The sequence below is a fragment of the Pseudomonas sp. ok266 genome, assembly GCF_900110195.1.
Lineage (GTDB): Bacteria > Pseudomonadota > Gammaproteobacteria > Pseudomonadales > Pseudomonadaceae > Aquipseudomonas > Aquipseudomonas neuropathica.
Map to the genome: position 1 here is coordinate 491,023 of NZ_FOCU01000001.1, position 21,303 is coordinate 512,325.

20 protein-coding genes are annotated in these 21,303 nt (G+C 60.4%); 13 read left to right on the plus strand and 7 right to left on the minus strand.

Annotation, left to right across the window (positions count from 1 at the left end):
* The first annotated feature begins 45 nt into the window (after positions 1-45).
* The gene (locus BMY54_RS02330; protein ID WP_093429782.1) at positions 46-1,011 is read left to right on the plus strand and encodes a GlxA family transcriptional regulator; all 966 of its coding nucleotides are present in this window, start codon (positions 46-48) and stop codon (positions 1,009-1,011) included.
* A 196-nt stretch (positions 1,012-1,207) separates the two neighbouring features.
* Here the strand turns inward: BMY54_RS02330 and BMY54_RS02335 are convergent, their stop codons facing one another.
* On the minus strand, positions 1,208-3,619 hold the full coding sequence (locus tag BMY54_RS02335) for a penicillin acylase family protein (RefSeq protein WP_093429783.1): 2,412 nt from the start codon (positions 3,617-3,619) through the stop codon (positions 1,208-1,210).
* 102 nt (positions 3,620-3,721) lie between these two features.
* A complete protein-coding gene (locus tag BMY54_RS02340) occupies positions 3,722-4,300 on the minus strand; it encodes a DUF6436 domain-containing protein (protein ID WP_093429784.1) in 579 nt (192 codons plus the stop codon).
* 99 nt (positions 4,301-4,399) lie between these two features.
* Here BMY54_RS02340 and BMY54_RS02345 point away from each other — a divergent pair, with 99 nt between their 5' ends.
* The gene (locus tag BMY54_RS02345) at positions 4,400-5,347 is read left to right on the plus strand and encodes a phospholipase BipL (RefSeq protein WP_093429785.1); all 948 of its coding nucleotides are present in this window, start codon (positions 4,400-4,402) and stop codon (positions 5,345-5,347) included.
* Positions 5,348-5,480: 133 nt separating this feature from the next.
* On the opposite strand, the gene BMY54_RS02350 is transcribed toward BMY54_RS02345, so the two are convergent.
* Positions 5,481-6,212, minus strand: a complete 732-nt coding sequence (locus BMY54_RS02350) for a DUF2059 domain-containing protein (protein WP_093429786.1) — start codon at positions 6,210-6,212, stop codon at positions 5,481-5,483.
* Between the two features lie 108 nt (positions 6,213-6,320).
* On the opposite strand from BMY54_RS02350, the gene BMY54_RS02355 reads away from it, so the two are divergent.
* Positions 6,321-6,953, plus strand: coding sequence for a 2OG-Fe(II) oxygenase (locus tag BMY54_RS02355; protein WP_093429787.1), 633 nt, complete (start codon positions 6,321-6,323; stop codon positions 6,951-6,953).
* 1 nt (position 6,954) lies between these two features.
* On the plus strand, positions 6,955-7,440 hold the full coding sequence (locus BMY54_RS02360; RefSeq protein ID WP_093429788.1) for a 2-thiouracil desulfurase family protein: 486 nt from the start codon (positions 6,955-6,957) through the stop codon (positions 7,438-7,440).
* A 270-nt stretch (positions 7,441-7,710) separates the two neighbouring features.
* On the opposite strand, the gene BMY54_RS02365 is transcribed toward BMY54_RS02360, so the two are convergent.
* Complete coding sequence (locus BMY54_RS02365; protein ID WP_093429789.1) at positions 7,711-8,274, minus strand: transporter substrate-binding domain-containing protein; 564 nt, start codon at positions 8,272-8,274, stop codon at positions 7,711-7,713.
* 135 nt (positions 8,275-8,409) lie between these two features.
* On the opposite strand from BMY54_RS02365, the gene BMY54_RS02370 reads away from it, so the two are divergent.
* Positions 8,410-8,835, plus strand: coding sequence for a DUF4399 domain-containing protein (locus BMY54_RS02370; RefSeq protein ID WP_093429790.1), 426 nt, complete (start codon positions 8,410-8,412; stop codon positions 8,833-8,835).
* 62 nt (positions 8,836-8,897) lie between these two features.
* On the opposite strand, the gene serA is transcribed toward BMY54_RS02370, so the two are convergent.
* Complete coding sequence (gene serA / locus BMY54_RS02375) at positions 8,898-10,127, minus strand: phosphoglycerate dehydrogenase (RefSeq protein ID WP_008085296.1); 1,230 nt, start codon at positions 10,125-10,127, stop codon at positions 8,898-8,900.
* A 206-nt stretch (positions 10,128-10,333) separates the two neighbouring features.
* On the opposite strand from serA, the gene BMY54_RS02385 reads away from it, so the two are divergent.
* From BMY54_RS02385 to BMY54_RS02400, 4 genes are all read left to right on the plus strand, one after another.
* Positions 10,334-11,728, plus strand: a complete 1,395-nt coding sequence (locus tag BMY54_RS02385) for an FAD-binding oxidoreductase (protein WP_026000500.1) — start codon at positions 10,334-10,336, stop codon at positions 11,726-11,728.
* Positions 11,729-11,769: 41 nt separating this feature from the next.
* Entirely contained in the window at positions 11,770-12,435 is a 666-nt protein-coding gene (locus BMY54_RS02390) for a fumarylacetoacetate hydrolase family protein (protein ID WP_093429791.1), read from the plus strand.
* Between the two features lie 268 nt (positions 12,436-12,703).
* Complete coding sequence (locus tag BMY54_RS02395; RefSeq protein WP_093429792.1) at positions 12,704-13,627, plus strand: SdiA-regulated domain-containing protein; 924 nt, start codon at positions 12,704-12,706, stop codon at positions 13,625-13,627.
* 115 nt (positions 13,628-13,742) lie between these two features.
* Positions 13,743-14,660: an SdiA-regulated domain-containing protein gene (locus BMY54_RS02400; RefSeq protein ID WP_093429793.1), complete on the plus strand. Its 918-nt coding sequence runs from the start codon at positions 13,743-13,745 to the stop codon at positions 14,658-14,660.
* 146 nt (positions 14,661-14,806) lie between these two features.
* On the opposite strand, the gene rpiA is transcribed toward BMY54_RS02400, so the two are convergent.
* Positions 14,807-15,481: a ribose-5-phosphate isomerase RpiA gene (rpiA, locus tag BMY54_RS02405; protein WP_007913886.1), complete on the minus strand. Its 675-nt coding sequence runs from the start codon at positions 15,479-15,481 to the stop codon at positions 14,807-14,809.
* A 148-nt stretch (positions 15,482-15,629) separates the two neighbouring features.
* Here rpiA and ilvA point away from each other — a divergent pair, with 148 nt between their 5' ends.
* Together ilvA and BMY54_RS02415 are read left to right on the plus strand one after the other, a co-directional pair.
* A complete protein-coding gene (gene ilvA, locus BMY54_RS02410; RefSeq protein ID WP_041072159.1) occupies positions 15,630-17,144 on the plus strand; it encodes a threonine ammonia-lyase, biosynthetic in 1,515 nt (504 codons plus the stop codon).
* A 40-nt stretch (positions 17,145-17,184) separates the two neighbouring features.
* Positions 17,185-17,598 carry a DUF2269 family protein gene (locus tag BMY54_RS02415; RefSeq protein WP_093429794.1) on the plus strand — a complete coding sequence of 138 codons (414 nt, stop codon included), beginning with the start codon at positions 17,185-17,187 and terminating at the stop codon, positions 17,596-17,598.
* Between the two features lie 94 nt (positions 17,599-17,692).
* Here the strand turns inward: BMY54_RS02415 and BMY54_RS02420 are convergent, their stop codons facing one another.
* Complete coding sequence (locus tag BMY54_RS02420) at positions 17,693-18,349, minus strand: histidinol-phosphatase (protein WP_093429795.1); 657 nt, start codon at positions 18,347-18,349, stop codon at positions 17,693-17,695.
* Between the two features lie 143 nt (positions 18,350-18,492).
* Here BMY54_RS02420 and BMY54_RS02425 point away from each other — a divergent pair, with 143 nt between their 5' ends.
* Positions 18,493-18,972 carry an RNA pyrophosphohydrolase gene (locus tag BMY54_RS02425; protein ID WP_003229203.1) on the plus strand — a complete coding sequence of 160 codons (480 nt, stop codon included), beginning with the start codon at positions 18,493-18,495 and terminating at the stop codon, positions 18,970-18,972.
* Positions 18,973-18,994: 22 nt separating this feature from the next.
* On the plus strand, positions 18,995-21,274 hold the full coding sequence (ptsP, locus tag BMY54_RS02430; protein WP_093429796.1) for a phosphoenolpyruvate--protein phosphotransferase: 2,280 nt from the start codon (positions 18,995-18,997) through the stop codon (positions 21,272-21,274).
* The last annotated feature ends 29 nt before the right edge of the window (positions 21,275-21,303 follow it).

Consider the following 21,303-nt stretch of genomic DNA (forward strand, 5'->3'; position numbering starts at 1 on the left):
TGCAAATCGTGCCAACTCGGGTCAGACCCAAAGGAGCTTTCCGCCATGACCAAAACCGTCGCCATCGTCGTGTTCCCCGGCGTGCAGTCGCTGGACGTCAGCGGCCCGATGGATGTGTTCGCCGAGGCCAATCGCTTCCTGGCGCCCGAGGATCACTATCGGCTCGAAGTAATCGGCGTCGAGCACGGGCCGATGGCCTGTTCCAACGGTTTGACCCTGAATGCCCATCGCCACTTCAGCGAAGCACTCGACGCCTACGATCTGCTGCTGGTCGCCGGTGGGCCGCAACTGCCCTTCATGGATTTCGGTGCGACGTTCGACGGTTGGCTGCGCGGGGCCTGCGCACGGGCGCAGCGTTTCGGCTCGATCTGCAACGGCGCGTTTATGCTGGCGCGGGCCGGATTGCTGGAGGCGCGCACCGTCACCACCCACTGGAACGATGCCGAGGCGTTGGCGCAGTTGTGTCCGACAACGCAGGTCGTAGCTGATCGCTTGTATGTCGAGGACGGCACGCTCTACACCTCGGCCGGGGTCACGGCGGGAATCGATCTGTCGCTGTACCTGCTGGCGCGGGATCACGGCGCTGAGGTAGCGTTGAGCGTGGCCAAGCGGCTGGTGGTGTTCACCCAGCGTTCCGGTGGGCAGTCACAATTCAGCCCATTCCTCACACCGCACGCGGAGCCGACCTCGGCGGTGGCGATGGTGCAGTTGTATGTGCTGGCCAATCTCACGGGCGATCTGACGATTGCCGATCTGGCCAATGCGGCGAACATGAGTGCGCGCAATTTCTCGCGGGTGTTTGCCCGGGAAGCCAAAGTCACCCCGGCGGAGTTCGTCGAGCGGGCGCGGGTGGATGCGGCGCGGGTGATGCTGGAAAGCACGGCGGCGCCGTTGAAGACGGTGGCCTATCAGTGCGGGTTTCGGGATGCGCAGCATATGCGCGGGGTGTTCAACCGGCGGTTGGGGGTTACGCCGCAGCAGTTTCGGCTGAATTTTGCGGTGCTGCTTTAACCCTCACCCCAGCCCTCCCGAAACGTCGGACCGCCCATAGGGAGAGGGGGCCGATTGGGGGATATTGGCGAGATACGCCGACCTGAGTGAGCGGTTGTGAATCCATAATCGACACCGTTCTTTCAGGTCGATGTATGACAAAAGACACCTCGGTCAGTCCCCTCTCCCCCCGGGAGAGGGTTAGGGTGAGGGGCTTTTAAGGCGCTGCCCGCGCCGGCAACAACTTCAAGGTACTGCGCGTATTCGCTGTCACCTCTTCGGCATTGAAATGCGCCTGCACATACATCCCGTCAACATACGCCTCAGCCTGATCGTCATAGTGACTGTCAAACGGCACACCACTCTGACCGACCGGGTTGATCGTCAAGCCGTGCGCCGGGTCAGCGAAATCCACCAACCGCCGCGTCGACGGCCCATAAGTCACCGGCCACGGCGCCGGGCCGATCCTCGCCGAGAGGTTGTTCGGCACCTCATGACTGCCCGGCGCGGCAAACGGCCCGACATTGAAAATCCGCTCCAGCGGTTTCTGTTGCCCCAACGGATGGCCGTGGGTCAGCGTGTGCGCCGCGCCCCATTTCCACTCGGCCGAATTGTCGCCGAGGGTCAGCTTCAGGTGCTGCATGCTCGCCGCCCACGCCGCGCGCACGACATCGGCACGGGTCTCCTTGTTCGCCGTGTTGCGGTTATCCCACCAAGGTGAATCGGCGTTCGCCGCCAGCTTCGGCAACGCCGCATCGATCACCCGCGTCGACAGCAAGGTGTCGAAAAAATCATTGCCCAACTCATCACGCATCGCCGCATCGGCCAGGTCGTAGAGGAACTGGTTGAACACCGTCGCACTGACCGAGTCCAGCGGATAGTCGCCCGGCCATTGCGCCAGTTGCTCGACCAGTTTCAGTTGCGCCGGATCGCTGACCACCTCGCGCAGCACCGGCAGCAATGGCGCCAGCAAGCGCGGGCCGTAGCCGGTGGCGGTGCCCAGTTGCAGTTTCTGATTAGCTTCGTTGGTCCACTTCACGCTCTTGTCGCTGAGCTGGCGATTGAGTTGCTGGCCGCGATCGGCGAGGTTGTAGTAACCGGGAATCTCCATGCCGGTCGGCGACAGCGGCTGGAAGTTGGCCGAGACGATGTAGCCGCGTGCCGGGTTCTCTTCCTGCGGGTTGGCGCTGAACGGGTAGAAGCCGTCCTTATCCGCCTGATTGCTGCTGCCGTCGAGAATGAATTCCGGCCTCACCCCAGCGGGGCGCTTGGGCAGCAACGCTGAAGCCCACCAGGCGATATCGCCTTTGGCGTTGGCGTAGACGAGGTTCAGCCCCGGCGCCTGCACTTTCGCCGCTGCGGCGCGGGCCTTGGCCAGCGTGTCGGCGCGGTTGAGCTGGTAGAAGCCTTCGAGGATCGGGTTCGGCGTTTCGAGGAAGGCCCACCACATGGCAATCGGCGTTTTGCCGGCAGCGGTGCCGAGGGCATCGTTGACGATCGGGCCGTGGGGCGATTGGCGCAGGGTGAGGGTGACCGGCGGCTGGCCCTTTACATTGATCTGCTGCTGCGTGACGACCATGTCGGTCCACTGGCCGCGATACCAGACCTGATTCTGATTATCCGGGTTGACCTTCTCGGCGATCAGGTCCAGATCGTCGTTCTGGAACATGGTCAGGCTCCAGCCGAAATCCAGGTTGTGCCCCAGAAACGCGAACGGCACCAGCGCCTGATGATGGCCGTACAGCTCGAAGCCCGGCGCCGACAATTGCGCCTCGTACCACACCGACGGCACCGAGAAGCGAATGTGCGGATCACCCGCCAGCAGAGGTTTGCCACTCTGGCTGCGGCTGCCGGCGATGACCCAGGCGTTGCTGCCTTCGAACTGCGGCAGGCCATGGTCGATCAGCGCTTGTTCGCTGAGGCGGGCAAGGGCGTTGAGGTCTTTCCAGTCGCCGGCGGCGAGGACCGGCGCAGGTTTGGCGTGACCGTTGGCCAGCACACCATTGGGTTGCCAGTCGAGATCGAAGACCTTGAGGTAATCAGCGCCGAGTTGATCGCGCACATAGGTCAGCAACGGCTCGGTGCGAAACGCCGCCGCAAAGCTGTAGGCCATGTAGCCGGCGACGCTGATGCTGTCTTCCGCGGTGAACGGCCGCTTGGGGATGCCCAGCACGTCGAACTCGATTGGCGCGGCGTGGGTGTCCTGATATTGGTTAATGCCATCCAGATAGGCTTGCAGGCCCTTCCACGCCGGTGACTGTTTATCGAGACTGGCGACGTAACTGGCCGCGCGTTCACGGATGCGCAGGCTGCGGAACAGTTTGTCGGTGTCGAGCAGTTTCGGCCCGAGCACTTCGGCCAGTTCGCCGCGAGCGAGGCGGCGCATGGCTTCCATCTGGAACAGGCGATCCTGGGCATGCACGTAGCCGAGGGCGCGGTAGAGGTCGGTTTCGTTCTCGGCGCGCAGGTGTGGCACGCCGCGCTCGTCGTAGCGCACGGTCACCGAACCTTGCAGGTTGCGCAGTTCAACCTGGCCCTGGCGTGTGGGTTGTTTGCTGTAGACATACCAGCCGACGCCGGCAAGCAGAACAACGATGAGCAAGCCAAGTACGGTGAACACGCGCTTCATGGTGACTCCTTGTGCAAGCGGGATTGCCGCCCGTCGGGCTGCAAACAATTAGCACAGACCTTCTGTGCCGTGCAGCGCTGTCCTTGAAAAGTCCGGAATGCCTTACGGCGTTTCCACCGGCCACGGGCAATAACAACCGACCGCCAGGGTGTGCGTGGCATCGACCGGGCGATCCTCCGTCAGGGCATTCAAAATCGGTTCGATAAAGCTGTTGCTGGAATTGCAGGTCAGGCCTTCGCTGTAGGGGCCGAAGTACGCCAGCTTACCGCTGCGGTCCCAGATCGCCACGGCCGGGCTGCCCGGAACCTGTTCGGAGCCGGGCAATATCGTGATGGTTTTCAGACTGCTGAGGGTCGTGGGCAACTGACCGTGGCTGCCGGTTTTCTGCACGGCGAAGAACTCCACGCCTTTGCCGCCAAACCGCTCGACCATCTCGGTCAGGTGCTGTTGATTGCCGACGTTGCACGGGCAGGCCGGGTCCCAGAAATGTACCAGGCGAATCTTGCCGGGACCGGCGAGGTTGTCCGGCAGGCGCAGCGGATCACCGGAAAATACCGCCGTGTGTTCGCTGAACGCGCGCAGATAACGCCCCTGAAACCAGTCGTACGCCGCCCACAGTACCCCGGCGCAAATCAGCGCGAGCAGGCTGGCAAACAGTGCGGTGCGGTAGGGCGAACGCATGGTTTTCGTTCCAGAAGAGGTGGGCTAGCTTGCCATGCTTGCTCCGACAGATGAATATCGCAGGCCGATAAAGTCTGTTTACCGCTTTGGAATTCCCGCATGCCTGCCACTTTCGACCCCGATCAAATCCGCGCCAGCCTCAAGCCTTTGGCCGAGTGGCAGCCGTTGTCGGACGAGGCCAAGGCCTACCAGCGCTTCTACCAGACCGACTTTCCCCATCGCGATGTCTGGCGTGGCATGGGCCGTTTCGAAGTCGATGGCTATGAAGTGGTCAGCCATTGCTGGTGGCCGGAGAAGGTCAAGGCGACGCTGTTTCTGCTGCACGGTTACTACGATCACACCGGGCTGTATCGGCATGTGATCGAGTGGGCGCTGGATCAAGACTTTGCGGTAATCGCCTGTGATTTGCCGGGGCATGGTCTGTCGAGCGGGCCGCGTGCGAGCATCCGCGATTTCTCTGAATACCAGGACGTCCTGCAAGCGTTGTTCGCCGAAGCGCAGTCGATCGCGTTGCCGCAGCCGTGGCACTTGTGCGGGCAAAGCACCGGCGGGGCGATTGTGGTTGATCATCTGCTCAACCATGGCGAAAACAGCCCGGCGCAAGGCCAGGTGATTTTGCTGGCGCCGCTGGTGCGTCCAAGGGCATGGGGCTGGTCGCAATTTAGTTATTACCTGCTCCGGCCTTTCGTTCGGGGTGTCACGCGACGCTTTAGCGAGAATTCCAATGACCCGGATTTCCTGCCGTTTCTCCAGGCCGATCCGTTGCAGCCACGGCGCTTGCCGACCAAATGGGTGGGCGCGCTGTCACGCTGGATCATCCGCGTCGAGCACGCGAAAAAAAGTCCGCGACGGCCGCTGATCATTCAGGGACAGGCGGACATGACGGTGGACTGGCAACACAATTTGCAGGTGATGAAGTGGAAGTTCGATCGACCGCAGATCCTGTTGCTGGCCGAGGCGCGGCATCATCTGGCGAATGAAACGGCGGAGATGCGGGAAGAGTATTTCGAGTTTCTGAGCAAGCGCATCAGGGGCCGGAATCTTTAGCGCCTGTGAGGGCCTCTTCGCGAGCAAGCTCGCTCCCACAGGGGGGGGCGGGATGCTCACAAATTTTGTGTCCGCTGAAGATCCAATGTGGGAGTGAGCTTGCTCGCGAAGGCGGTTTGTCAGGCAGCAAGGATCATTGCCCGACCGCCAACCCCGCGCGAATCGCCGCCAACGCTGCCTGGTAATAAGCCTTGCCCTCAGTCGATTCGGCAAATGTCGCAAACTCCTCCAGCTCTTCATCCGACAAGTCGCGATACACGTAGAGCAGCGTGTTGTTGATGTCCGCGCCAATCTGATCCATCAAACGCTGGCGCTGACCATTGAGCATGCCCTGCGCCTGACCGCCACCGAGCAATCCCGGGATCATCGAACTCAAACTGTCCGCCGCCACGCCGGCAATCGCCAGGCTCACTTCGGCGCCGGCCTCACGCGCCGGCAAGGCCTGAGCGAGGTGGCCAATGATCAGCAGACGGCTGTCGCTGGCCTGCATCTTCGGCAAGCCCTTGGCATTTTTCGCCAGTTGATCGCGACGGGTGGCGAGCAATTCAGCCGCGACAATTTTCTTGCCCAGCGGCGATTGAAAGAAAGTCAGGGCCGGTTTTGGATCAGCGAGCTTCTGCCGCAGTTGCGCCTCGGCGCGTTGATCCACAGCTTGCGGGGCGAAGCGCTGGTTGCTGTTGTTCACCAGTGCCTGAAACACGGCGGGCGGCAGGCTGTTCTGGTAGCGCTGCTGCGCAGCAGTCAGGGCGTCATTGAAATGCGCACGTTGATCTGGCCAGCCGGCGACCTTGTATAACTGATCGTGGCCGTCCGCCCAGGCGGGCAAAACGCAGAACATCAACAGTGAAAAAAGCAAACGGCGCATAGGGACTCCTGTCAGCAGCGGACTATTCTCCGTGCGGTGCCGGTACTTGTCGAGAATTCGTAGCAAGCCGCCGCGTGGCTCTGTCGGATTTCTTGCCGCCGACATACTATGCGCGCCATGCAAATATCCTCTGAACACCCACTGCTGTTACGCATCGTCGACGACCTGGCGGAACACGGCTGGTCGCAGCAGAACATATTCCTGCCCGCCGGTTTGACCCGCGAGCTGGCGGCCGAGTGCCGTAAACGTGAGGCCGAGGGTGAGCTGGCGCCGGCGGCTGTCGGTCGCGGGCCGTTTTCAGAGATCCGCGAAGGGATTCGGGGCGACCACATTCAGTGGATCGACCCCGGCCAGGCCGAGGCCAGCGACCGTTATCTGAACTTGATGGAAAGCCTGCGTGAGGCGCTTAACCGTGGCCTGTTTCTCGGGCTTGAGGATTTTGAATGCCATTTCGCGCTGTATCCGCCGGGCGCGTTCTATCGCAGGCATGTCGACCGTTTTCGCGACGATGACAAACGCATGGTGTCAGTGGTGGTCTACCTCAATGATGCCTGGTTGCCGGAGGATGGCGGTCAATTGCGAATGTACCTGAGCGATGAGCGCGTGCACGACGTGCAGCCTACCGGCGGTTGCTTGGTGGTGTTCCTTTCCGGTGAAGTGCCTCATGAAGTGCTGCCGGCGAACCGCGAGCGCCTGTCGCTGACCGGCTGGTTCCGCCGCCGTGGCAACGAGCCGTTCTGAGATGGAAAAGATTCTGGTCAGCCGCTGCCTGTTGGGCCATCGCGTGCGTTACGACGGTGGCGCGAGCGGGCCGTTCGATCTGCTCGAACAGTGGATCGCTGAAGGGCGGGTGGTGCCGCTGTGTCCGGAGGTCGCTGGCGGATTGCCGACGCCACGGGCGGCGGCGGAGATTCCGGGCGGGCAGGGCAGTGAAGTGCTCGATGGCGTCGCATCGGTAATCACCACTGAGAGCGAGGATGTCAGCGCGCAGTTTCTGGATGGTGCGCAGCAGGCGCTGGAGCTGGTGCAGAAATATGGCATCCGCGTGGCGGTGCTTAAGGCCAACAGTCCTTCTTGCGGGAATCTGCTGACGTATGACGGGACGTTCAGCGGAGTGAAAGTCTCCGGCGAAGGCGTAACGGCCGCGTTGCTCAAGCGCCATGGTGTGCAGGTGTTCAGTGAGCTTGAATTGCCTGAGGCTGCGGTGGCTCTGGCGGCTTTGGGCTGATCCGGAATCGTTGCCCTCACCCCAGCCCTCCCGAAACGTCGGACCGCCCGTAGGGAGAGGGGGCCGACCGAGGTGTCTGGCGCTGTCCATCGACCTGAAACACCTTGTCGACTATGGATTCGACACAGCCATGACCGATCGATTATGGAATCGACAAAGCCATGACCAGTCGATTTCGGATTCGGCACATCCATTTCAGGTCGGCGTACCTCTCAAGCATCCCCCAATCAGTCCCCTCTCCCTTTGGGATAGGGCTAGGGTGAGGGGCTTTTAAGGCTTCAACCACTTCTCAGTCAGCGCTGCCAAACGTCCATCCGCCTTGATCCGCTCCATCGCGCTCGCAAGGCTGGCCTGAAACGCCGGATTACCCTTCTGGAACGGAATCGCCAAATCCACCGGCGCTGCCGCTTTCGGCTTCTCTTCCGTAAGCGCCTGCACCAGCACCATCGGCCGTGGCTGCTCATCCTTCTTCGCCAGCAGCTGCGAATCGACCTTGCCGTACGGCTCGCTGAAGTCGAAACGATCCTTGAGTTCGGGTGTCAGTGCTATGTGGTTGAGCGCAACGTCGTACTTGCCGCTTTCAACGCCCTGGAGCAGGTCGGCTTCGTCAGTGACGATGAAGTCGGCGCGCACATCCAGCTCGTTGGCCAGCAGTTGCCCAAGCTCGACCTCGAACCCCGTGAGTGTGTCGCCATCCTTGAAATTGAAGGGCGGTGTATTAGCCTCAAGGGCAATGCGCAGCTCGCCACGGTCATTGACGTCATCAATCAGTTCGGCGTGAGCCAAAGGGCTCAGAAGGGGTAGCAGGCAGATCAGGCCAGGCAGAAAGCGCATGGTCACTCCTTTGAAATCATTATCGCGACGCTCTGAGTGAGGCTCGCTTTGCTATGGTTGTCGAGTGCCTTCGACAACGAATGGTCATGAAGTTGTCATGACCCTGCGGATTTTACGGAAAAACTGGAGAAGAAAATGAAAAGCTTTATGTCACGTGCAGCGCTGGCGGGTGTGCTGATGGGTGTTTCGGTGCTGGCCAGTGCGGCGACACCGGCCCCCAAAGGTGCCGAAGTGTTCATCGTTTCTCCCGAAGACGGGGCCACGGTTTCGCAGACCTTCACCGTCAAATTCGGTACCAAGGACGTCGCGCTGGCACCGGCCGGTGACGTCACCAAGAACACCGGTCACCATCACCTGCTGATCGACGTCGACAAGCTGCCGGCCGCTGGCGCACCGATTCCGAATGACGCCAACCACATGCACTTCGGTAAAGCGCAGACTCAGGCGGACGTCAAGTTGGCGCCGGGCAAGCACACTCTGCAGCTTGAACTGGGCGACAGCGGCCACATGCCGTTCGATCCACCCATCGTCTCGAAGAAAATCACCGTCAACGTCGAATAACGTTTCGGCGTGCATGAAAAAGGGAGCCCGAAGGCTCCCTTTTTTTGTCGCTCAACGCTTGATCAGAACAACACGCGGCTACGGATAGTGCCGTTGATGTGCTGCAGCTTCTCTTGCGCCAGATCCGAGTACTCGGCGTCGACGTCGATTACCACGTAACCGACTTTCTCGTTGGTCTGCAGGAACTGACCGGAGATGTTGATGCCGTTTTCGGCGAAGACCTTGTTGATCTCGCTCATCACACCCGGGATGTTCTCGTGGATGTGCAGCAGGCGGTGCTTGCCAGGGTGAGCCGGCAGGGCCACTTCCGGGAAGTTCACCGACGAAACGGAGGTACCGTTGTCGCTGTACTTGACCAGTTTTTCTGCCACTTCCAGACCGATGTTGGCTTGTGCTTCTGCGGTCGAGCCACCGATGTGCGGGGTCAGGATCACGTTGTCGAGGCCACGCAGCGGGCTTTCGAACTCTTCGTCGTTGGAACGAGGCTCCACCGGGAATACGTCGATGGCCGCGCCGATCAGGTGCTTGTCCTTGATCGCGTCCGCCAGGGCGTCCAGTTCGACCACGGTGCCGCGCGCGGCGTTGATCAGGATGCCGCCCTTCTTGATGGCGCGGATTTCCTTCTCGCCGATCATCCACTGGGTCGCAGCGGTTTCCGGAACGTGCAGGGTGACGATGTCGGACATGCCCAGCAGTTCGGTCAGGCTACCGATTTGAGTCGCGTTGCCCAGTGGCAGCTTGGTCACGGTGTCATAGAAGTACACCTGCATGCCCAGACCTTCAGCCAGAACCGACAACTGCGTACCGATCGAGCCGTAGCCGACGATGCCGAGTTTCTTGCCACGGATCTCGAAGGAGTTGGCTGCGGATTTGATCCAGCCGCCACGGTGGCAGGAAGCGTTTTTCTCAGGGATGCCGCGCAGCAGCAGGATCGCTTCGGCCAGCACCAGCTCGGCGACGGAGCGAGTGTTGGAGTACGGCGCGTTGAACACGGCGATACCGCGCTCGCGGGCAGCACTCAGGTCAACCTGGTTGGTGCCGATGCAGAAACAGCCGACCGCGACCAGCTTCTTCGCATGATCGAAGATCTCTTCGGTCAGTTGGGTGCGCGAACGAATGCCGATGAAGTGAGCGTCAGCGATCTTTTCCTTGAGCTGGGCTTCCGGCAAGGAACCTGTCAGGTATTCGATGCTGGTGTAGCCCGCCGCCTTGAGGACGTCGACAGCCGATTGGTGGACGCCTTCGAGAAGAAGGAACTTGATCTTGCTCTTATCGAGAGAAGTCTTGCTCATCTGCGTAAACCTGTATCCCGGAGAAAAATGGCAGGGAGGGGAGCAGCCTGGAGCTGACCCAAACGGCAGGAAAGCCGTTACCGCAGAACTGGCCTTGGGCACTGGCCTGCGGGGTCGGTATGCTAGCATAGCCTCCCCGCTAAACACTCATTCCTGCGACGTGAAGCGTTCTCAGGATGACCATGAATTGTTCGAGAGTTCTGTCGATGACCAATCCTGCCCTGATTGATGAACTGAAGACCCTGGTCGAGCCTGGCAAGGTCCTGACCGACGCCGACTCCCTGAATGCGTACGGCAAGGATTGGACCAAGCACTTCGCCCCGGCGCCAAGCGCCATCGTGTTTCCCAAGACCATCGAGCAAGTGCAGGCCGTGGTGCGTTGGGCCAACACCCACAAGATTGCGCTGGTGCCGTCGGGCGGGCGCACCGGGCTTTCCGCCGCTGCGGTGGCGGCCAACGGCGAAGTGGTCGTCTCCTTCGACTACATGAATCAGATTCTCGATGTTAACCTCACCGACCGCACTGCCGTGTGTCAGCCGGGCGTGGTCACCGAGCATTTGCAGAACGTTGCCGAAGAAAAAGGCTTGTACTACCCGGTCGACTTCGCCTCGGCAGGTTCCAGTCAGATTGGCGGCAATATCGGCACCAATGCCGGCGGAATCAAGGTGATTCGCTACGGCATGACCCGCAACTGGGTGGCCGGCATGAAAGTCGTCACCGGCAAGGGTGATGTGCTGGAACTGAACAAAGACCTGATCAAGAACGCCACCGGTTACGACCTGCGTCAGCTGTTCATTGGCGCTGAAGGCACGCTCGGTTTCGTCGTCGAAGCGACCATGCGCCTCGATCGTGCGCCGAAAAACCTCACCGCGATGGTTCTCGGCACCGCCGATTTCGACTCGATCATGCCGGTGCTGCACGCCTTCCAGGGCAAGCTCGACCTGACCGCGTTCGAATTCTTCTCCGATAAGGCCTTGGCCAAGGTCATGGGCCGTGGCGACGTACCGGCGCCATTCGAAACCGACTGCCCGTTCTATGCGTTGCTGGAGTTTGAAGCGACTACTGAAGAAGTGGCCAACAGCGCACTGGAAACCTTCGAGCACTGCGTCGAACAGGGCTGGGTGCTCGACGGCGTGATGAGCCAGAGTGAAACCCAGCTGCAGAACCTGTGGAAGCTGCGCGAGTACATCTCCGAAACCATCTCGCACTGGACGCCGTACAAGAACGACATCTCGGTCACCGTGTCGAAAGTGCCAGCGTTCCTGAAGGAAATCGACGCGATCGTCGGCGAACACTATCCGGACTTCGAAATCGTCTGGTTCGGCCACATCGGCGACGGCAACCTGCACTTGAACATTCTCAAGCCGGATAACCTGAGCAAGGACGAGTTCTTCGCCAAATGCGCGACCGTCAACAAGTGGGTGTTTGAAACCGTCGAGAAGTACAACGGTTCGATCTCCGCCGAGCACGGCGTCGGCATGACAAAGCGCGATTACTTGACCTACAGCCGTTCCCCGGTCGAAATCGAGTACATGAAAGCGGTGAAAGCGGTGTTCGACCCGAACGGCATCATGAACCCGGGCAAGATTTTTGCGGTTTGATCGACAATCTTTGATGAATCAATGAAGGCAGGAGTCGGTAAATGAGCTATCAGCACCAGTACGTCGACGGTACGCGCATTCACTTCCCGATCGGGAAAGTCGTGTGCATTGGCCGCAATTACGCCGAACACGCCAAGGAACTGGACAATCCGGTGCCTACCGAGCCGTTGCTGTTCATCAAACCGGGCAGTTGCGTGGTGCCGCTGGAAGGCGGTTTCAGCATTCCGACCGAGCGCGGTTCAGTGCACTACGAAGCGGAAATCGCCGTGTTGATCGGCAAGCCGTTGTCGACCAAGCCGAGCCGTGAAGAAGTGCTCGACGCCATCTCTGGTTTTGCCCCGGCACTGGATCTGACCCTGCGCGACAAACAGGCCGAGCTGAAAGCCAAGGGCCTGCCGTGGGAAATCGCCAAGTCGTTTGACGGCGCAGCGGTGATCGCCCCGTTCGTGGTTGGCAGCACCTTCGCTGACCTGACCGACATCGGCATTCGCCTGACCATCAACGGCGAAGTGCGCCAGGACGGCAACAGCAGCGCGATGCTCAACCCGATCGTGCCGATGATCCAGCACATGGCCGGCTGCTTCTCGCTGCAGGCCGGTGACGTGATCCTCACCGGCACGCCAGTGGGCGTTGGCCCGCTGAACGTTGGCGATGACATCGTTCTCGAACTGGTTGGCGCGAGCAGCTTCAACAGCAGCGTGCGCTAACCGCCACACTACAAATCCTCTGTGGGAGCGAGCCTGCTCGCGAAGGCGCCAGGTCAGTCGACATCATCGTTGCCTGACACTCCGTCTTCGCGAGCAGGCTCGCTCCCACATTGTTTTGGGGTGCCCTGAAGATGGTTGGCAACACACGGCAATCCCGCCATTTGCCGTTTTTTTCACATCCTGTACGGATAATTCCTCTCATTCTGGCGTCTGAGCCGGCCTCTTTGTGCTATTACCCATAGCCTGAATTTTCGGAACGCGTCCCTCGATGTCATCTCAAACTCAGCTCAAACCCACCCGCCGTTCACGTTTCGCCCTGCGCTGGTATGTCTGGCTGTTGCTGGTGCTTGCCGCGGCATATGCCTTGGCGTTTGCCATGCATTGGGATGATCGCGGTGTGCTTTGGCTGCAGGAGCGCTTTGAAAGCCAGGCCGAGCAGAAGGAAAGCATCTGGCTGCCGGACTATCGGGTGGTCATCGATGCCAAACCGCTGAAGGGTATGGAGAAGGACGAGGCTTCGGATCTGGCTTACAACCCGCAGACCAAAACGCTGTTCTCGGTGATGGGCAAGAACCCGTTTCTCGCTGAACTGACGTTACAGGGCGATGTACTGCGCAAAATGCCGCTGGTGGGCTGGAGCAATCCGGAAGGCCTGACGATGATGGAAAACGGCTTGATGGCCATCGTCGACGAGCGTCAGCACATGCTGTCGATCGTCAAAGTCGATGCCGATACTCGCGAGCTGAATATCGCCGACTTCCCGAAATACGACCTCGGCCCGTCGAAAGACCAGAACAAAGCCTTCGAAGCCATTACCTGGGATTCCCACAACCAGCAATTGCTGCTCGGTGAGGAGCGGCCACCGGCGCTGTTCACCTGGAAGAGCGATGGCAGCCAGACCCTCAAGGGCGACAAGCAGAAACTTGCCAGTGATGAACTGGATATTCGCAACCTCTCGGCCTTGGCGATTGACCCGCGCACTCAGCACACACTGGTGCTGTCCGCCGACTCGCATCTGCTGCTGGAACTGGACGAGAAGGGCGAACAGGTCAGCTTCATGACCCTGCTTGGCGGCTTCAATGGCCTGAAAAACACCATTCCCCGCGCCGAAGGCGTGACCATGGACGAGGCAGGTACGCTGTACATGGTCAGCGAGCCCAACCTGTTCTATCGCTTCGAAAAACAGAAATAGCAGCCTTCGGCAGCTCCTACAGGGGTTGGCTTGTGGTTTGAGGCAAGTGGCCATTAAGCTTCAGTTCAGACGGGCGTGATATTTCATCCGCCTGTTTTGATCCCGAGCCATCCACATGCGTCGACTTGCCCGCCCCAAGCCTCTGATTATCTTCCTGTCGGTGATTGCCCTGATCGCGTTGATTGCGATCGGTCAATACATGCGCTTGTTCGAGCGCGCCTGGTTTAACTTGCACACCCTGTGGCAACCGCAGAGTAGCGAGTCGATTGGGCTAAATCAGTACCGCGTGGAGATTGAGGCGCGGGTGATTGACGGGCTGGACGACGATGTTTCGGCGCTGACCTTCGATCCGGTGCGCAAAAGCCTGTTCACCGTGACCAACAAGAATTCCGAGCTGGTCGAACTGTCGCTTGAAGGCAAGATCCTGCGGCGCATTGCCCTGATTGGTTTTGGCGATCCCGAAGCCGTCGAGTACATCAGCGCCGACACCTACGTGATCACTGATGAGCGTCAGCAGCGACTGATCAAGATTCACTTGGAGGCAGGCACCACATTCCTCGACGCGGCGGACGCCGAGCAGATGACCCTCGGCGTGCATATGGCCAGCAACAAAGGTTTTGAAGGCCTGGCGTATGACTCGGTGGGCAAGCGTCTGTTTGTCGCGAAAGAGCGTAATCCGATGCTCATCTACGAAGTGCACGGTTTTCCGCACTTCAATCCGGAAAAGTCCTACGCGGTGCATGTGATCAACGACCCCAAGCGTGACGCTGGGATGTTTGTGCGCGATCTGTCGAGTTTGCAATACGACGAGCGCAGCGGGCATTTGCTGGCGCTGTCGGATGAGTCGCGGTTGATTCTGGAGCTGGATGTCGGCGGACGGCCGTTGAGCACCATGTCCATCAGTGGCGGCCGGCAGGGTTTGAAGAAAACCGTGCCGCAGGCGGAAGGCATTGCGATGGATGATGACGGGACGTTGTATCTGGTGAGCGAGCCGAACCTGTTTTACGTCTTCAAAAAACCAACCCCGAACTAACCAACACCACAAAACACTGTGGGAGCGAGCTTGCTCGCGAAGGCGTCGTGTCAGCCAATGAAGATGTTGGCTGAACTGGCGCATTCGCGAGCAAGCTCGCTCCCACAGGTTTATTCGTCTGCCCATTAATTTCGGGCAGTCTGGGCTTACTCAGCCTTCAGGGTTTTCACACCTTCACTGGTGCCCAGCAACAGCAAGTCCGCCGGACGCGCCGCGAACAAGCCGTTGGTGACCACGCCGACGATCGCATTGATCTGCGCTTCCAGCTCCACCGGGTTGGTGATCTGCAGGTTGAACACATCCAGAATGATGTTGCCGTTATCGGTCAAAACGCCTTCGCGGTACACCGGGTCGCCGCCCAGTTTCACCAATTGACGCGCGACGTGGCTGCGGGCCATCGGGATCACTTCGACCGGCAGCGGGAACTCGCCCAGCACCGGCACCAGTTTGCTGGCGTCGGCGATGCAGATGAAGGTCTTGGCCACGGCGGCAACGATCTTCTCGCGGGTCAGCGCTGCGCCGCCGCCCTTGATCAGGTTCAGGTGCGCGTCGCTTTCATCGGCGCCGTCGACGTAGAACTCCAGGTCGCTGACGGTGTTCAGCTCATACACCGGAATCCCGTGGCCCTTGAGGCGCGCGGCGGTAGCTTCGGAACTGGCCACCGCGCCATCGAAGGCGCCCTTGTGCTGGGCCAGGGCGTCGATGAAGCAGTTGGCGGTGGAGCCGGTGCCGACCCCGACGATGCTCTTGTCGTCGAGTTTCGGAAGGATGAAGTCGACGGCGGCCTGAGCTACTGCCTGTTTGAGTTGATCCTGGGTCATGCGGGCTCCGGAAGCGGGCAAGGTGAGAACGGAAAGGCCGGCATTATAGCCGCAAGCGAGGCTAAAACCTCTGGATTCGTGTGGTCGTCCGGGCAAAAGCCGGGTTAGACTCCTTGGCCCTGCCCAACCCGCTCAGTGATGCTTTCCGATGCTCGAACAGTACGTCAAAAAGATCCTCACCTCGCGCGTTTATGACGTTGCCGTAGAAACCCCGTTGCAGAACGCTCGCCAGCTCTCCGAGCGGCTGGGCAATGACATCTGGCTCAAGCGTGAAGACTTGCAGCCGGTGTTCTCGTTCAAGATTCGCGGCGCCTACAACAAACTCACCCAGCTGACTGACGAAGAGCGTGCCCGTGGCGTGGTCACTGCGTCGGCGGGCAACCATGCGCAAGGTCTGGCCCTGGCGGCGAAAGTGCTGGGCGTCAAAGCCACCATCGTCATGCCCAAGACCACCCCCGAGATCAAAGTCGAAGGCGTGCGCTCGCGTGGCGGCAAAGTAGTGCTGCACGGTGACTCGTTCCCGGAAGCTCTGGCGTACTCGCTGAAACTGGTCGATGAAAAAGGCTACGTCTACATTCACCCGTACGATGATCCGCACACCATTGCCGGGCAGGGCACTGTGGCGATGGAAATTCTGCGCCAGCACCCGCAGCCACTGGACGCGATTTTCGTTCCGGTCGGCGGCGGCGGCCTGATCGCCGGCATCGCTGCCTACGTGAAATACCTGCGTCCGGACATCAAAGTCATCGGCGTCGAGCCGGACGACTCCAACTGCCTGCAAGCGGCAATGGCCGCCGGTGAGCGCGTCGTATTGCCGACCGTGGGCATCTTCGCCGACGGCGTGGCGGTGGCGCAGATTGGCCAGCACACCTTCGACATCTGCAAGGACTACGTCGATGAAGTGATCACCGTCAGCACTGACGAGATCTGTGCGGCTATCAAGGATATCTACGACGATACCCGCTCGATCACCGAACCTGCCGGCGCATTGGGCGTGGCCGGGATCAAGAAGTACGTCGAGTTGCGCGGCGTCAGCGGCCAGACCTTTGTGGCCATCGACTCCGGCGCCAACGTCAACTTCGATCGCCTGCGCCACGTCGCCGAACGCGCCGAACTGGGTGAAGGCCGCGAAGCGATAATCGCTGTGACCATCCCCGAGAAGGCCGGCAGCTTCAAGGCGTTCTGCGAAGCGATCGGCAAGCGCCAGATCACCGAATTCAACTACCGCTACAACACCGGCAGCGAAGCGCACATTTTCGTTGGCGTGCAGACCCATCCGGAAAACGATCCGCGCAGTGCATTGCTGGCGAGCCTGACCGAGCAGGGTTTCCCGGTACTCGACCTGACCGATAACGAACTGGCCAAGCTGCATATCCGCCACATGGTCGGCGGCCACGCGGCGCACGTGATTGATGAAGTGGTGTTCCGCTTCGAGTTCCCGGAGCGTCCGGGCGCGCTGTTCAATTTCCTCAACAAGCTCGGTGGGCGCTGGAACATCTCGATGTTCCACTACCGCAACCACGGCGCTGCCGATGGTCGCGTGGTCGCCGGTCTGCAAGTACCGCACGACGAACGTCATCTGGTGCCGGCGGCGCTTGAGGAAATCGGTTACCCGTACTGGGATGAAAGCGAAAACCCGGCCTATCAGCTGTTTCTTGGCTGAGCGGCTACGCTGATGGGCATGGCCCAAGGAAGAGAATTACATGGAAACCCTGACCACCCTGAAAGTCCTTCACGTCGCGGCGACCGTGGTCATACTCGCGAGCGGGCTGGGGCTTGCCGCCCTGACCTGGCGTAATCGCAGCGAAGGGCCGGCCAGCACGATGCAGCGTCCCTGGCTGTTTATCTGGTGTTTGATGCTGATCGGTATGCTGAGCATGCCTTTCACCGGCTGGTGGCTGGTGCACCTGATCGGCTGGCCATTGGGGCAGTTGTGGATTCTGGGGTCCAGCGTGATTTATGCCGTGGCCACGTTGAGTGCAGTGTGGTTGTTGGTGCGGCTTAATCGGCTGTGGACAACGGGGGTTGGCAACTGGAAATTCAATCTGGCCCTGGCGATTGTCAGCGGCGTCGGGTTTCTCGCCATTGCCGGGTTGATGGGGGCCAAGCCTGTTTAAGGCTTGAGACCGTGTCGACCCCATTCGCGAGCAGGCTCACTCCTACATTGGAATGCGTTCCCCTGTAGGAGTGAGCCTGCTCGCGATAGCGATTTCAGTCGCGCAGAGTAATAACCGGCCAGCCACGCTTCTCGGCTTCAGCACGCAGATTCGGATCCGGATCCACCGCGACCGGATTCGCCACCTGCTCCAGCAGCGGCAAGTCATTCATCGAATCGCTATAAAAATAGCTGTCATCCAGCGAATACCCGGTTTCCTCCAGCCAACGGTTCAGGCGCGTGACCTTGCCTTCGCGAAAGCACGGAATGTCGGTGCTGCGCCCGCTGTAGCGGCCATCAACCATCTCGCATTCGGTGGCAATCAGGGTTTCAACGCCCAGACGCACAGCAATCGGCGCGGTGACGAAGCGGTTGGTCGCGGTGATGATCACCAGTTTGTCGCCGGCGTCCCGGTGTTTTTTCAGCAGTTCCAGCGCCTTCGGCAATACGATCGGCTCAATGCAGTCGCGCATGTAATCGCTGTGCCATTGCTCAAGCACGGCCATTTCGGTGCGGCCGAGGATCTCCAGGCAGAAGTTCAGGTACGCGGCGTTATCCAGTTTGCCTGCCAGGTAATCCTGATAAAACTCGTCGTTGCGCGCCTTGTACGCAATCGGGTCGAGGAAGCCGCGTTCACACAGATAGTCGCCCCAGGCGTGATCGCTGTCGCCGCCCAGAAGGGTGTTGTCCAAATCGAATAGAGCCAGGCGCATTGCAGTTACCCGCTGAAAAGTCAGTAAAAAGGCGACAAGAATACGGTCTTTTCACAAGAGTGCACATAAGGTAGGAAGCCTCGTTGCCGCCTTATCAACCTTTGTGGAACAATGCGGCGACATGCGTTTGCGAGGTTGTTGCCGTGATCGACCCCGATGGTTTCCGCCCCAATGTCGGGATCATTCTGACGAATGACGCCGGCCAGGTGCTATGGGCTCGCCGTATCAATCAAGATGCCTGGCAGTTTCCGCAAGGGGGAATCAACCCTGAAGAGACGCCGGAAGACGCCTTGTACCGCGAGCTGAACGAAGAAGTTGGCCTGGAACGTGAAGATGTTGAAATACTGGCCTGTACCCGGGGCTGGTTGCGCTATCGTTTGCCGCAACGTCTGGTGCGTACGCACAGCCAACCGCTGTGCATCGGCCAGAAACAGAAATGGTTTCTCCTGCGCCTGATCTCCAACGAGCAGCGGGTGCGGATGGATTTGACCGGTAAACCGGAGTTCGATGGCTGGCGCTGGGTCAGCTATTGGTATCCGTTGGGCCAGGTGGTGACATTCAAGCGCGAGGTGTATCGCCGCGCCCTCAAAGAGCTTGCCCCGCGCCTTTTAGCGCGCGACTGACGACGGAGTTCGACCCCGAGCCATGCTCAATACGCTGCGCAAGATCGTCCAGGAAGTTAACTCCGCCAAGGATCTCAAGGCGGCGTTGGGGATTATTGTGTTGCGCGTCAAAGAGGCCATGGGCAGCCAGGTCTGCTCGGTCTACCTGCTTGATCCCGAGACCAACCGCTTCGTCCTGATGGCCACCGAGGGCTTGAACAAGCGCTCGATCGGCAAGGTCAGCATGGCACCCAACGAAGGTCTGGTCGGTCTGGTCGGCACGCGTGAAGAACCCCTGAACCTCGAAAACGCTGCGGATCACCCGCGCTACCGCTACTTCGCCGAAACCGGTGAAGAGCGTTACGCCTCGTTCCTCGGTGCACCGATCATTCACCACCGCCGCGTCGTCGGCGTGTTGGTCATCCAGCAAAAAGAACGCCGCCAGTTCGACGAGGGTGAAGAAGCCTTCCTCGTGACCATGAGCGCCCAGCTTGCAGGCGTTATCGCCCATGCCGAGGCCACCGGTTCGATCCGTGGTCTGGGCCGTCAGGGCAAGGGTATTCAAGAAGCCAAGTTCGTCGGCGTGCCGGGCTCGCCGGGTGCGGCGGTCGGTACCGCGGTGGTCATGCTGCCGCCGGCCGATCTCGACGTGGTGCCCGACAAGACCATCACCGACATCGACGCTGAACTGGCGCTGTTCAAGACCGCCATCGAAGGCGTGCGCGCCGACATGCGCGCGTTGTCCGCCAAACTCGCGACCCAACTGCGCCCGGAAGAGCGCGCACTGTTCGACGTCTACCTGATGATGCTCGACGATGCCTCGCTGGGCAGCGAAATCACCACCGTGATCAAGACCGGCCAGTGGGCCCAGGGCGCGCTGCGTCAGGTGGTCACGGAACACGTCAACCGTTTCGAATTGATGGACGACGCCTACCTGCGTGAGCGTGCCTCGGACGTCAAAGACCTTGGTCGCCGTCTGCTCGCCTACTTGCAGGAAGAGCGCCAGCAGAACCTGGTCTACCCGGAAAAAACCATTCTGGTCAGCGAAGAACTGACGCCGGCGATGCTCGGCGAGGTGCCGGAAGGCACGCTGGTCGGTCTGGTCTCGGTACTCGGCTCGGGTAACTCGCACGTCGCGATCCTCGCCCGAGCGATGGGCATTCCGACGGTGATGGGTCTGGTCGACCTGCCGTACGCCAAGGTCGACGGCATCGAAATGATCGTCGACGGCACACGCGGTGAGGTTTACACCAACCCGAGCGAAGTGCTGCGCAAGCAGTTCGCCGAAGTCGTCGAAGAAGAGAAACAACTGGCGCTGGGCCTCGACACCCTGCGTGACCTGCCGTGCGTGACCCTCGATGGCCACCGCATGCCGCTGTGGGTCAACACCGGCCTGCTGGCCGATGTGGCGCGGGCGCAGAAGCGTGGCGCCGAAGGTGTCGGCCTGTACCGCACCGAAGTGCCGTTCATGATCAACCAGCGCTTCCCGAGCGAGAAGGAACAACTGGCGATCTACCGCGAGCAGCTCGCCGCGTTCCACCCGCAACCGGTGACCATGCGCAGCCTCGACATCGGCGGTGACAAGTCGCTGTCGTACTTCCCGATCAAGGAAGACAACCCGTTCCTCGGCTGGCGCGGCATTCGCGTCACCCTCGACCACCCGGAAATCTTCCTGGTGCAGACCCGCGCGATGCTCAAGGCCAGCGAAGGCCTGAACAACCTGCGGATTCTGCTGCCGATGATCTCCGGCACCCACGAGCTCGAAGAAGCCCTGCACCTGATCCACCGGGCCTGGGGCGAAGTGCGCGACGAAGGCACCGACGTGCCGATGCCGCCGATCGGCGTGATGATCGAGATCCCGGCAGCGGTGTACCAGACCAAGGAGCTGGCGCGGATGGTCGACTTCCTGTCCGTCGGTTCCAACGACTTGACCCAGTATTTGCTGGCGGTCGACCGTAACAACCCGCGTGTGGCCGATCTCTACGACTACCTGCATCCGGCGGTGCTGCAAGCCCTGCAGACCGTGGTGCGCGATGCCCATGCCGAAGGCAAACCGGTGAGTATCTGCGGCGAAATGGCCGGTGATCCGGCGGCGGCAGTGCTGTTGATGGCGATGGGCTTCGACAGCCTGTCGATGAACGCCACCAACTTGCCGAAAGTGAAGTGGATGCTGCGTCAGGTCAATTTGAGCAAGGCTCAGGAATTGCTGGCGGAGCTGATGACTATCGACAACCCGCAAGTTATCCACAGCTCGCTGCAATTGGCGCTGAAGAACCTTGGGTTGTCGAAGATGCATCCGCCGGCGGTGGTCAAGGCCCTCTGAATCAAAAGCCCCTCATCGGAACGCCGCCC

Excerpts from the sequence above, each read along its gene's own strand:
- BMY54_RS02350 (WP_093429786.1), bottom strand. The coding sequence starts at position 6,212 with ATGCGCCGTTTGCTTTTTTCACTGTTGATGTTCTGCGTTTTGCCCGCC.
- BMY54_RS02335 (WP_093429783.1), bottom strand. The coding sequence starts at position 3,619 with ATGAAGCGCGTGTTCACCGTACTTGGCTTGCTCATCGTTGTTCTGCTT.
- BMY54_RS02370 (WP_093429790.1), top strand. The coding sequence starts at position 8,410 with ATGAAAAGCTTTATGTCACGTGCAGCGCTGGCGGGTGTGCTGATGGGT.
- serA (WP_008085296.1), bottom strand. The coding sequence starts at position 10,127 with ATGAGCAAGACTTCTCTCGATAAGAGCAAGATCAAGTTCCTTCTTCTC.
- BMY54_RS02415 (WP_093429794.1), top strand. The coding sequence starts at position 17,185 with ATGGAAACCCTGACCACCCTGAAAGTCCTTCACGTCGCGGCGACCGTG.
- BMY54_RS02330 (WP_093429782.1), top strand. The coding sequence starts at position 46 with ATGACCAAAACCGTCGCCATCGTCGTGTTCCCCGGCGTGCAGTCGCTG.
- BMY54_RS02340 (WP_093429784.1), bottom strand. The coding sequence starts at position 4,300 with ATGCGTTCGCCCTACCGCACCGCACTGTTTGCCAGCCTGCTCGCGCTG.
- BMY54_RS02360 (WP_093429788.1), top strand. The coding sequence starts at position 6,955 with ATGGAAAAGATTCTGGTCAGCCGCTGCCTGTTGGGCCATCGCGTGCGT.
- BMY54_RS02385 (WP_026000500.1), top strand. The coding sequence starts at position 10,334 with ATGACCAATCCTGCCCTGATTGATGAACTGAAGACCCTGGTCGAGCCT.
- BMY54_RS02355 (WP_093429787.1), top strand. The coding sequence starts at position 6,321 with ATGCGCGCCATGCAAATATCCTCTGAACACCCACTGCTGTTACGCATC.
- BMY54_RS02420 (WP_093429795.1), bottom strand. The coding sequence starts at position 18,349 with ATGCGCCTGGCTCTATTCGATTTGGACAACACCCTTCTGGGCGGCGAC.
- BMY54_RS02365 (WP_093429789.1), bottom strand. The coding sequence starts at position 8,274 with ATGCGCTTTCTGCCTGGCCTGATCTGCCTGCTACCCCTTCTGAGCCCT.
- BMY54_RS02395 (WP_093429792.1), top strand. The coding sequence starts at position 12,704 with ATGTCATCTCAAACTCAGCTCAAACCCACCCGCCGTTCACGTTTCGCC.
- rpiA (WP_007913886.1), bottom strand. The coding sequence starts at position 15,481 with ATGACCCAGGATCAACTCAAACAGGCAGTAGCTCAGGCCGCCGTCGAC.
- BMY54_RS02345 (WP_093429785.1), top strand. The coding sequence starts at position 4,400 with ATGCCTGCCACTTTCGACCCCGATCAAATCCGCGCCAGCCTCAAGCCT.
- ilvA (WP_041072159.1), top strand. The coding sequence starts at position 15,630 with ATGCTCGAACAGTACGTCAAAAAGATCCTCACCTCGCGCGTTTATGAC.
- BMY54_RS02400 (WP_093429793.1), top strand. The coding sequence starts at position 13,743 with ATGCGTCGACTTGCCCGCCCCAAGCCTCTGATTATCTTCCTGTCGGTG.
- ptsP (WP_093429796.1), top strand. The coding sequence starts at position 18,995 with ATGCTCAATACGCTGCGCAAGATCGTCCAGGAAGTTAACTCCGCCAAG.
- BMY54_RS02390 (WP_093429791.1), top strand. The coding sequence starts at position 11,770 with ATGAGCTATCAGCACCAGTACGTCGACGGTACGCGCATTCACTTCCCG.